The sequence below is a fragment of the Frankia sp. CgKIO3 genome, from assembly GCF_977946435.1.
Genome location: NZ_CDWTMO010000003.1, coordinates 59,205 through 67,973 on the forward strand (window position 1 = coordinate 59,205; position 8,769 = coordinate 67,973).

Genomic DNA, 8,769 nt, shown 5'->3' on the forward strand with positions numbered 1-8,769 from the left:
CACCGTGCGACCACTGGCGGATGTCATCCGCGGTGGCGAGACCGATGCGCAGTTCGTCGAAGAAGTTGACGTCCAGCAAGACTGTCGCCTGCTCTCTCTTTCTCGGTCGGGACGCTGGAGTCGGATGGAGCCGCCGGAGGCCTCGCCGCCCATCAGGGCGGGGGCGTCGGACCCCCGGCGTCCGTCAGACCTCCTCGACGCTGCTCGGCTCGCGCCGGGACAGGTCGATCCCGAGTTCCTCCGCCGCACGGAAGACGTCCTCGTCGGTGTCACGCATCTCGATCTGCACGCCATCGCTGGAGAGCACCTCGACGTTGAGGCACAGCGACTGCATCTCCTTGATGAGCACCTTGAACGACTCCGGGATACCGGGCTCCGGAATGTTCTCGCCCTTGACGATCGCCTCGTAGACCTTGACCCGGCCCACGACGTCGTCGGACTTGATGGTCAGCAGTTCCTGCAGGGCGTAGGCGGCGCCGTATGCCTCCAGCGCCCACACCTCCATCTCGCCGAACCGCTGGCCACCGAACTGCGCCTTACCACCCAGGGGCTGCTGGGTGATCATTGAGTAGGGACCGGTCGACCGGGCGTGGATCTTGTCGTCGACCAGGTGCAGCAATTTGAGGATGTAGATGTAGCCGACCGCCACCGGGTAGGGATACAGCTCACCGGTCCGGCCGTCGAACAGCTTGGCCTTGCCGGAGGAGCCGATCAGCTGGACGCCGTCGCGGTTGGGCAGGGTGGAGTCGAGCAGACCGATGATCTCCTCCTCGCGAGCACCGTCGAAGACGGGGGTCGCCACGTTGGTGCCGGCCGGGGCGGCGTCCGCGCCGATGCCACGCAGCCGCTCCTTCCAGTCCTCGGTGCCGGAGTCGACCTGCCAGCCGGTCTTGGCAACCCACCCGAGGTGGGTCTCCAGGATCTGGCCGAGGTTCATCCGGCGCGGCACGCCGTGCGGGTTGAGCACGACGTCGACGGCGGTGCCGTCCTCGAGGAAGGGCATGTCCTCGACGGGCAGGATCTTGGCGATGACACCCTTGTTGCCGTGCCGGCCGGCAAGCTTGTCCCCGTCGGTGATCTTCCGCTTCTGGGCGACGTAGACCCGGACCAGCTCGTTGACCCCGGGCGGGAGCTCGTCGCCGTCCTCGCGGGAGAACACCCGCACGCCGATGACCTTGCCGGACTCACCGTGCGGCACCTTCAGCGAGGTGTCACGGACCTCCCGGGCCTTCTCCCCGAAGATTGCGCGCAACAGGCGCTCCTCGGGGGTCAGCTCGGTCTCGCCCTTGGGTGTGACCTTGCCGACCAGGACGTCGCCGGGCGAGACCTCGGCGCCGATCCGGATGATCCCCCGCTCGTCGAGGTCGGCAAGAACCTCCTCGGCGACGTTCGGGATGTCCCGGGTGATCTCCTCCGGGCCGAGCTTGGTGTCGCGGGCGTCGACCTCGTGCTCCTCGATGTGGATCGAGGACAGCACGTCGTCCTGGACGAGACGCTGGGACAGGATGATCGCATCCTCGTAGTTGTGCCCCTCCCACGGCATGAAGGCGACCAGCAGGTTCTTGCCGAGCGCCATCTCACCGTTGTCGGTGCACGGGCCGTCCGCGATGACCTGGCCGGCCTCGACCCGGTCGCCCTCGTTCACGATCGGCTTCTGGTTGATGCAGGTGCCCTGGTTCGACCGGCGGAACTTCGCCAGCCGGTAGGTGCGCCGGGTGCCGTCGTCGTGCATGACAGTGATGTAGTCGGCCGAGAGATCCTCGACCACCCCCGCCTGGGCGCAGACGACCACGTCGCCGGCATCCTTGGCCGCGCGGGCCTCCATCCCGGTGCCGACCAGCGGCGCCTCGGAGCGCAGCAGCGGCACCGACTGGCGCTGCATGTTGGAGCCCATGAGCGCGCGGTTGGCGTCATCGTGCTCGAGGAACGGGATCATGGCAGTGGCCACGGAGACCATCTGACGGGTCGAAACGTCCATGTAGTCGACCTCATCCGGCGGGATGAACTCGACCTCACCGCCCTTGCGGCGGACCAGGACACGGTCCTCCGCGAACGTTCCGTCCGGCCGTAGCGGCGCGTTCGCCTGCGCCTTGACGTGCCGGTCCTCCTCATCGGCGGTCAGGTAGTCGATCTCGTCGGTGACGCGACCGTCCACGACCTTGCGGTACGGCGTCTCAACGAAGCCGAACGGGTTGATCCGGGCGAACGTCGACAGCGAGCCGATCAGACCGATGTTCGGGCCTTCCGGCGTCTCGATCGGGCACATCCGGCCGTAGTGGCTGGGGTGCACGTCGCGAACCTCGAAGCCCGCCCGCTCTCGAGAAAGGCCGCCTGGGCCAAGTGCGTTCATCCGGCGCTTGTGAGTCAGACCAGCCAACGGGTTCGTCTGGTCCATGAACTGCGAGAGCTGACTGGTGCCGAAGAACTCCTTGATGGAGGCGACGACCGGCCGGATGTTGATCAGGGTCTGCGGCGTGATCGCCTCGACATCCTGCGTAGTCATCCGCTCGCGGACGACCCGCTCCATCCGGGCAAGTCCCAGCCGGACCTGGTTCTGGATCTGCTCACCGACCGAGCGCAGGCGACGGTTGCCGAAGTGGTCGATGTCGTCGACCTCGTACTCGGCCGGATCGGCGCCCGCGTGCAGCTTGACGACGTACTCGATGGTGCGGACGATGTCGTTCTCGGTGAGAACGCCGATGTCGTGAGCAACGTCGAGGGAGAGCTTCTTGTTGACCTTGTAGCGACCGACCTTGGCGAGGTCGTAACGCTTCGGGTTGAAGAAGAGGTTCTCCAGCAGGGTCTGCGCCGACTCCCGTGTCGGCGGCTCACCCGGGCGCAGCTTGCGGTAGATGTCGAGCAGCGCATCGTCCTGGCCGGCGGTGTGGTCCTTCTCCAGGGTGATGCGCATCGACGGGAAGTCACCGAACCGCTCGAGGATGCGGGCCTCGTCCCAGCCGAGCGCCTTGAGCAGCACCGTGACGGACTGACGGCGCTTGCGGTCGATCCGCACGCCCACGGTGTCGCGCTTGTCGATCTCGAACTCCAGCCAGGCTCCCCGGGAGGGGATCACCTTGCAGGAGTACAGGTCCTTGTCGGAGGCCTTGTCGAGGCTGCGCTCGAAGTAGACCCCCGGGGAGCGCACGAGCTGGCTGACCACCACGCGCTCAGTGCCATTGATGACGAAGGTGCCCTTCGGGGTCATGAGCGGGAAGTCACCCATGAACACCGTCTGGCTCTTGATCTCGCCGGTGGTGTTGTTGGTGAACTCGGCCGTGACGAACAGCGGAGCCGAGAAGGTCATGTCCTTGTCCTTGCACTCCTCCATGGAGTACTTGGGCGGTTCGAACCGGTGGTCCCGAAAGGACAGTGACATCGAGCCGGAGAAGTCCTCGATCGAGGAGATCTCCTCGAAGACCTCCTCGAGACCCGAGGTGATCGGAACGTCGTCACGGCCGGAATCGATGGCCTCCTGCACCCGCTCCGCCCAGGCGTCACTACCGATCAGCCAATCGAAGGACTGCGTCTGAAGAGCAAGGAGATCCGGGACCTCGAGGGGCTCGATAATCTTAGCGAACGAGATGCGGGAAGAAGAGCGCGAGGCGGCCAAGGTGGTCCTTCCGGTGGCCTGATCGTCGGGCTGGCGTCGCGGACGTCAAGTATCCGTCGGGGAATGGTCAGGTGATCAGTGTCTCGCTACGGTTGTCAGGAACGGCGGCGGGGGGTGCCCCACCGGTGAGACGATGGCCGCGGGACGTGGAGGCCGACCCCCGGGCGTCCTGCGTAGCGGATGTGCGGCCGACAACGGGCACGCGAAAGCCTCGCCACGGCATGTGCGCGCGGCGACACGAGTGTCCGCTGAGAACAACGGATCGGTGTATGGGCAAAGGTCTCGCTCAGGGTCCTCGGTGTGGCAGCCGTACAGCCGTGCCACACTCCGGCACGACCAGCGCGCCTCCGCATCGTCCCGGACCGACCGCGAGTACCGCTCCGGACCACGTAACCGGAAACGCCTCACGGTGCATACCAGCCCCCGAACAGGGCCGACCGTCACCAACGGCACGGTGTCGGCGAGGTCGATACAACGAGAAGGGCAGCGCAAACTAGCAGTGTAGCCGAAGGGCACACCGCTGGCAAGGATCTGCGTGATGGGACCACGCAGGGAGGACGTAGCGCACCGCATCTGCTCCCGACGAGGGTTCGCAAACTTGATGGAACTCCGATCCACAGAGGCCGTCAACCCCCTTCGGAAAACGTCACGAACGGACCCGACCTGCCCATCTGTGCATCGGGCCGCCTGCGGTGGACCTTCCGGGCCTTCCAGACAGCACGTGCCGGGGCACCGCAGAGAGGTGCCCCGGCACGGGGGTGTCCGCCACGGCCACGCCGAGCGGCCGCAAGAGACGCCCCGCCCGGCGACGGACATCGCCGGGCGGGGCGTCCCAGGGCAGCGAAGTGCTGCCGGTACTGCTCGAACTGCCGGTACTACTTGACGGTGACCGTGGCGCCGGCGCCCTCGAGGGCCGCCTTCGCCTTGTCCGCCGCCTCCTTGGCGACCTTCTCCAGGACCGGCTTCGGAGCCCCGTCGACGAGGTCCTTGGCCTCCTTCAGCCCGAGGCTGGTCAGCGCACGGACCTCCTTGATGACCTGGATCTTCTTGTCACCGACGGATTCAAGGATGACGTCGAACTCGTCCTGCTCCTCGGCGGCCGGCGCCTCGCCGCCCGCACCACCGGCGGCCGGGGCTGCGGCCACGGCGACCGGAGCCGCGGCGGTGACGCCGAAGGTCTCCTCGAACTGCTTCACGAACTCCGAGAGCTCCAGCAGGGTCAGTTCCTTGAAGGCGTCCAGCAGCTCTTCGGTCGACAGCTTCGCCATGGTGGCGGTTCCTTCCTTGTCATGCCTGATTCGGGGTGGCCTGCTCGTGACTGCGAGCGACCTGGTTGTGACCTCGGGGCGGCACCATGGTGGCGCCGTTCGGCTATTCGGCGGCAGCCTCGGCGGCCGGCTGCTCGGCGGCGCCGGCGGACTGGCCTTCACGCTGCTCGCGCAGCGCCTCCGCAAGCCGGGCCACCTGGGACAGCGGAGCGGCGAAGAGCCCGACGGCCCCGGCCAGCGTGCCCTTCATCGCCCCGGCCAGCTTCGCCAGCAGGACCTCGCGGGACTCGAGATCCGCAAGCTTGCGAATCTCGTCGGCGGTCATCGGCTTGCCCTCGACGAAGCCGCCCTTGAGCACCAATGCCGGGTTCGCCCGAGCGAAGTCGCGCAGGCCCTTGGCCGCCTTGACCGGGTCGCCGCTGACGAAAGCGACAGCGGTCGGCCCGACGAACAGGTCGTCGAGTCCGGTGACCCCGGCCTGCTCCGCCGCAATCTTGGTCAGAGTGTTCTTGACCACGGAATAGCGCGTGCCCTCGCCGAGGGCACGCCGCAGCTCGGTGAGCTGGCTCACCGTCAAACCGCGGTACTCCGTGAGCACCGCGGCGGTCGAGCCACGGAACTCCTCGACGATCTCCGCCACCGCGGCGGTCTTCTCAGCTTTCGCCATGGGGCTCCTTCGGGGTGTCGGCTGGTCATCCGGAAACGCCCTCGGAACATGACGAACGCCCCGGCGCAGGCGCACAGGGCGTGAAGAGCGGCGGTGGCGATACCGGGTGCGTCACCCGGCTGCGTGCATCCGTCACGGAGCTTCCCGTCCGTCACCTGCACGGGTCGCCCGGAGAACCCGGGGCCTTCGGCCGTCGGTCGAACCGGACGAGGAGTGACTCTCGACGGGAACGGAGACGGCAACCAGCGGTCTTCGGTGTGGAACTGGATATCAGTGTACGCGATTGTTGTCCGCGGCTGTTCGTCGCTGTTCGCCCGCCCGGCGGCCGCACGCATGGCTTCGCGCGGCGGTGCTTCCGGACGGGCGAGAGCCTCCGGACGGGCCGGATCAGGCGGCGGCACCCTCGTCGAGCAGGTTGCGGGTGCGGTTCGGGTCGACCGGGATACCCGGGCCCATGGTGGTCGTGAAGGTGACCTTCTTCAGGTACCGGCCCTTGGCCGCGGACGGCTTCACCCGGACGATCTCATCCAGGGCAACCGTGTAGTTCTCGATCAGCTGGGCGTCAGTGAAGTTCGTCTTCCCGATGACGATATGCAGGTTACCCTGCTTGTCTACCCGAAAGTTGATCTTTCCACCCTTGATGTCGGAGACGGCCTTGCCGATGTCCAGCGTCACGGTGCCGGTCTTCGGGTTCGGCATCAGGCCGCGGGGGCCCAGGACCCGAGCGATCCGACCGACCTTCGCCATCTGGTCGGGCGTCGCGACGGTCGCGTCAAACTCCAGGAAGCCCTCCTGGATCCGGGCGACCAGGTCGTCGCTACCGACGATGTCGGCCCCGGCCGCGCTCGCCTCAGCGGCCTTCTCCCCGGCGGCGAAGACGGCGACGCGGGGGGACTTCCCGGTGCCGTGCGGCAGGTTGACCGTGCCACGGACCATCTGGTCGGCCTTACGAGGATCGACCCCGAGTCGGATCGCAACCTCGACCGTCGCGTCATACTTCGTCGTCGAGGTCTGCTGCGCGAGGCGGACCGCCTCCAGCGGGCTGTAGAGGTTCTCCAAGTTGATCTTCTCGGCCGCGGCGCGGTAGGCCTTGCTGCGCTTCATACTGTCTGTCTCCTCGTGGTGATGGCGGACGGCCGTCGAAGGGGCGCGGCGACGTGGACACGTCCTGTCCACCCGGCACCTGCGCCCGGCCGCCCTCCCACTGGTCGGTCCGGTGGTGGGGGAAACTCGAGGGCGTACTACTCGCCGACCGTGATACCCATGGATCGGGCGGTACCAGCGATGATCTTCTCGGCGGCCTCGATCGAGGTGGCGTTGAGGTCCGGGAGCTTGGTCTGGGCGATCTCGCGGATCTGCGCCGCGGTGAGCTTGGCAACCTTGTCCCGGTGCGGGATGCCACTGCCCTTCTCCACGCCCGCGGCCTTGAGGATGAGCCGCGCGGCCGGCGGGGTCTTCGTGACGAAGGTGAAGGACCGGTCGTCGTAGACGGTGATCTCGACCGGCACGACGTTGCCGGCCTGCGACTCGGTCGCCGCGTTGTACTGCTTGCAGAACTCCATGATGTTCACGCCATGCTGACCCAGCGCGGGGCCGACCGGCGGCGCCGGGGTGGCCTTGCCGGCGTTGATCTGGAGCTTGATGATCGCGGTGATCTTCTTCTTCTTGGGAGGCATGTGCTCGTCTTCCTACCGGGGTTCTACGGAGCGGATCAGATCTTCGCGACCTGATTGAACTGCAGCTCGACGGGCGTCTCCCGACCGAAGATCGAGACCAGCACCTTCAGCCGCTGGGCGTCGAGGTTGATCTCGCTGATGGTCGCCGGGAGCGTGGCGAAGGGGCCGTCCATGACGGTGACGGACTCGCCGACCTCGAACTCCTGCACCCGGACGATCTCGACCTTCTTCTCCTTCGGCGCAGCCGGGGCGAGGATCGAGAGGACCTCCTCCCGGCGCAGCGGGGAGGGCCGGTTGGTGAGCCCGACGAACCCGGTCACACCCGGGGTGTTGCGGACCGCCGACCACGACTGATCGGTCAGATCCATCCGGACGTAGATGTAACCCGGGTACTTCTTCTGCTGGACAAGCTGCCGCTTGCCGTTCTTGACCACCGGGACCTCCTCGGTGGGCACCTCGATCTGGAAGATGTAGTCCTCCATGTTGAGGCTGGAGATCCGGGTCTCGAGATTGGTCTTGACCTTGTTCTCGTACCCCGCGTAGGAGTGCACGACGTACCACTCGCCGGGCGCGTCCTCGATCGCCCGCCGCAGGTCATCGGCGTCGTCGGCATCGTCGTCCGTCAGGGCCGGCGGCACCGTCCCGACCGCCGGGGAGGCCGGGAAAGCACCCTCGGGGGCGGGATCGGTCTCGGGATCGGTCTCGGCGGCGGCGTAGACGTCGCCAAGTTCGGCGCCAGCGTCCGTGCTCGCCACCTCGTCGTGCTCGAACGCCGCGAGGGGATCGAGACGGGCGAGGGCCTCCCCCTGCTCGGAAGAGGCGTGCTCGGGCGACTGGGACACGCGGACGATCCTTACTCTCGTGAACACTTCTGCTGCTGTGGACCCGCGGAGCGGCGCTGCGCGGGCGTGGGGCCGGACGGGCAGCCGGCTCGCCGACGGGCAGCTCCAGCGACCACCGCCTGCCTCGGCCCCGGCCTGTCCGGCCGGTGGGGCCCGTCAGCCGAAGACCGCGAGAACCGCCTTCGTGAGGCCGAAGTCGAGGGTAGCCACGAACGCCGTCATCACGCTGACGAAGACGAGCACGACCAGCACATAGGTGATCAGCTCACTCCGCCCGGGGTAGACGACCTTCCGTAGCTCCGCCATGACCTCGCGGATGAACACAAGTGGCCGATACCGACGTCGACCCGCGGCACGCGTAGCCCGCTTGGGGCGCGGTGCCGCGTCACGGGTATCGGTCGCCACTCAACTCCACCCACTCCGTCATCGGACCAGTCAGGTCATCGGACCAGCCAGCTGTCGAACAGCGCAGGGGCGACAGGACTCGAACCTGCAACCGCCGGTTTTGGAGACCGGTGCTCTACCAATTGAGCCACGCCCCTAGACACACACCCGGATCCTTGCGACCGCTACGCCACCATACCCCGGCTATGCGCTACGTAGCACATAGCCCAGACGTAGTGCATAGCTCAGCCGCACGGTGATGTACCGGAATGGGTACCTGAGCGGATCGAGCATACCCCTTTGCCGCCTGGACTCCGCGTAC

Annotated in this window: 7 protein-coding genes and 1 tRNA gene; all 8 read right to left on the reverse strand. The window is 67.1% G+C overall.

Annotation, left to right across the window (positions count from 1 at the left end; all coding sequences use genetic code 11):
- Nucleotides 1-184: 184 nt before the first annotated feature.
- The 8 genes from rpoB to AC08OJ_RS01150 all read right to left on the reverse strand — a co-directional run bounded on the left by rpoB (nucleotide 185) and on the right by AC08OJ_RS01150 (nucleotide 8,605).
- Nucleotides 185-3,610 (reverse strand): DNA-directed RNA polymerase subunit beta, encoded by a 3,426-nt coding sequence (gene rpoB / locus AC08OJ_RS01115; protein ID WP_476591743.1) that lies wholly within the window; start codon nucleotides 3,608-3,610, stop codon nucleotides 185-187.
- Nucleotides 3,611-4,485: 875 nt separating this feature from the next.
- Nucleotides 4,486-4,878 carry a 50S ribosomal protein L7/L12 gene (gene rplL, locus AC08OJ_RS01120; RefSeq protein ID WP_011435031.1) on the reverse strand — a complete coding sequence of 131 codons (393 nt, stop codon included), beginning with the start codon at nucleotides 4,876-4,878 and terminating at the stop codon, nucleotides 4,486-4,488.
- Nucleotides 4,879-4,981: 103 nt separating this feature from the next.
- Nucleotides 4,982-5,545 carry a 50S ribosomal protein L10 gene (gene rplJ / locus AC08OJ_RS01125; protein ID WP_476591742.1) on the reverse strand — a complete coding sequence of 188 codons (564 nt, stop codon included), beginning with the start codon at nucleotides 5,543-5,545 and terminating at the stop codon, nucleotides 4,982-4,984.
- 387 nt (nucleotides 5,546-5,932) lie between these two features.
- Nucleotides 5,933-6,649 (reverse strand): 50S ribosomal protein L1, encoded by a 717-nt coding sequence (rplA, locus tag AC08OJ_RS01130; protein ID WP_476591741.1) that lies wholly within the window; start codon nucleotides 6,647-6,649, stop codon nucleotides 5,933-5,935.
- 137 nt (nucleotides 6,650-6,786) lie between these two features.
- A complete protein-coding gene (rplK, locus tag AC08OJ_RS01135) occupies nucleotides 6,787-7,221 on the reverse strand; it encodes a 50S ribosomal protein L11 (RefSeq protein WP_476591740.1) in 435 nt (144 codons plus the stop codon).
- A gap of 35 nt (nucleotides 7,222-7,256) precedes the next feature.
- Nucleotides 7,257-8,063: a transcription termination/antitermination protein NusG gene (gene nusG, locus AC08OJ_RS01140; protein WP_476591739.1), complete on the reverse strand. Its 807-nt coding sequence runs from the start codon at nucleotides 8,061-8,063 to the stop codon at nucleotides 7,257-7,259.
- A 156-nt stretch (nucleotides 8,064-8,219) separates the two neighbouring features.
- Nucleotides 8,220-8,387 carry a preprotein translocase subunit SecE gene (gene secE, locus AC08OJ_RS01145; protein WP_476591738.1) on the reverse strand — a complete coding sequence of 56 codons (168 nt, stop codon included), beginning with the start codon at nucleotides 8,385-8,387 and terminating at the stop codon, nucleotides 8,220-8,222.
- Nucleotides 8,388-8,532: 145 nt separating this feature from the next.
- Nucleotides 8,533-8,605: transfer RNA gene (locus AC08OJ_RS01150), tRNA-Trp, on the reverse strand.
- Nucleotides 8,606-8,769: the final 164 nt, after the last annotated feature.

Excerpts from the sequence above, each read along its gene's own strand:
- rplJ (WP_476591742.1), bottom strand. The coding sequence starts at position 5,545 with ATGGCGAAAGCTGAGAAGACCGCCGCGGTGGCGGAGATCGTCGAGGAG.
- rplA (WP_476591741.1), bottom strand. The coding sequence starts at position 6,649 with ATGAAGCGCAGCAAGGCCTACCGCGCCGCGGCCGAGAAGATCAACTTG.
- rplK (WP_476591740.1), bottom strand. The coding sequence starts at position 7,221 with ATGCCTCCCAAGAAGAAGAAGATCACCGCGATCATCAAGCTCCAGATC.
- rplL (WP_011435031.1), bottom strand. The coding sequence starts at position 4,878 with ATGGCGAAGCTGTCGACCGAAGAGCTGCTGGACGCCTTCAAGGAACTG.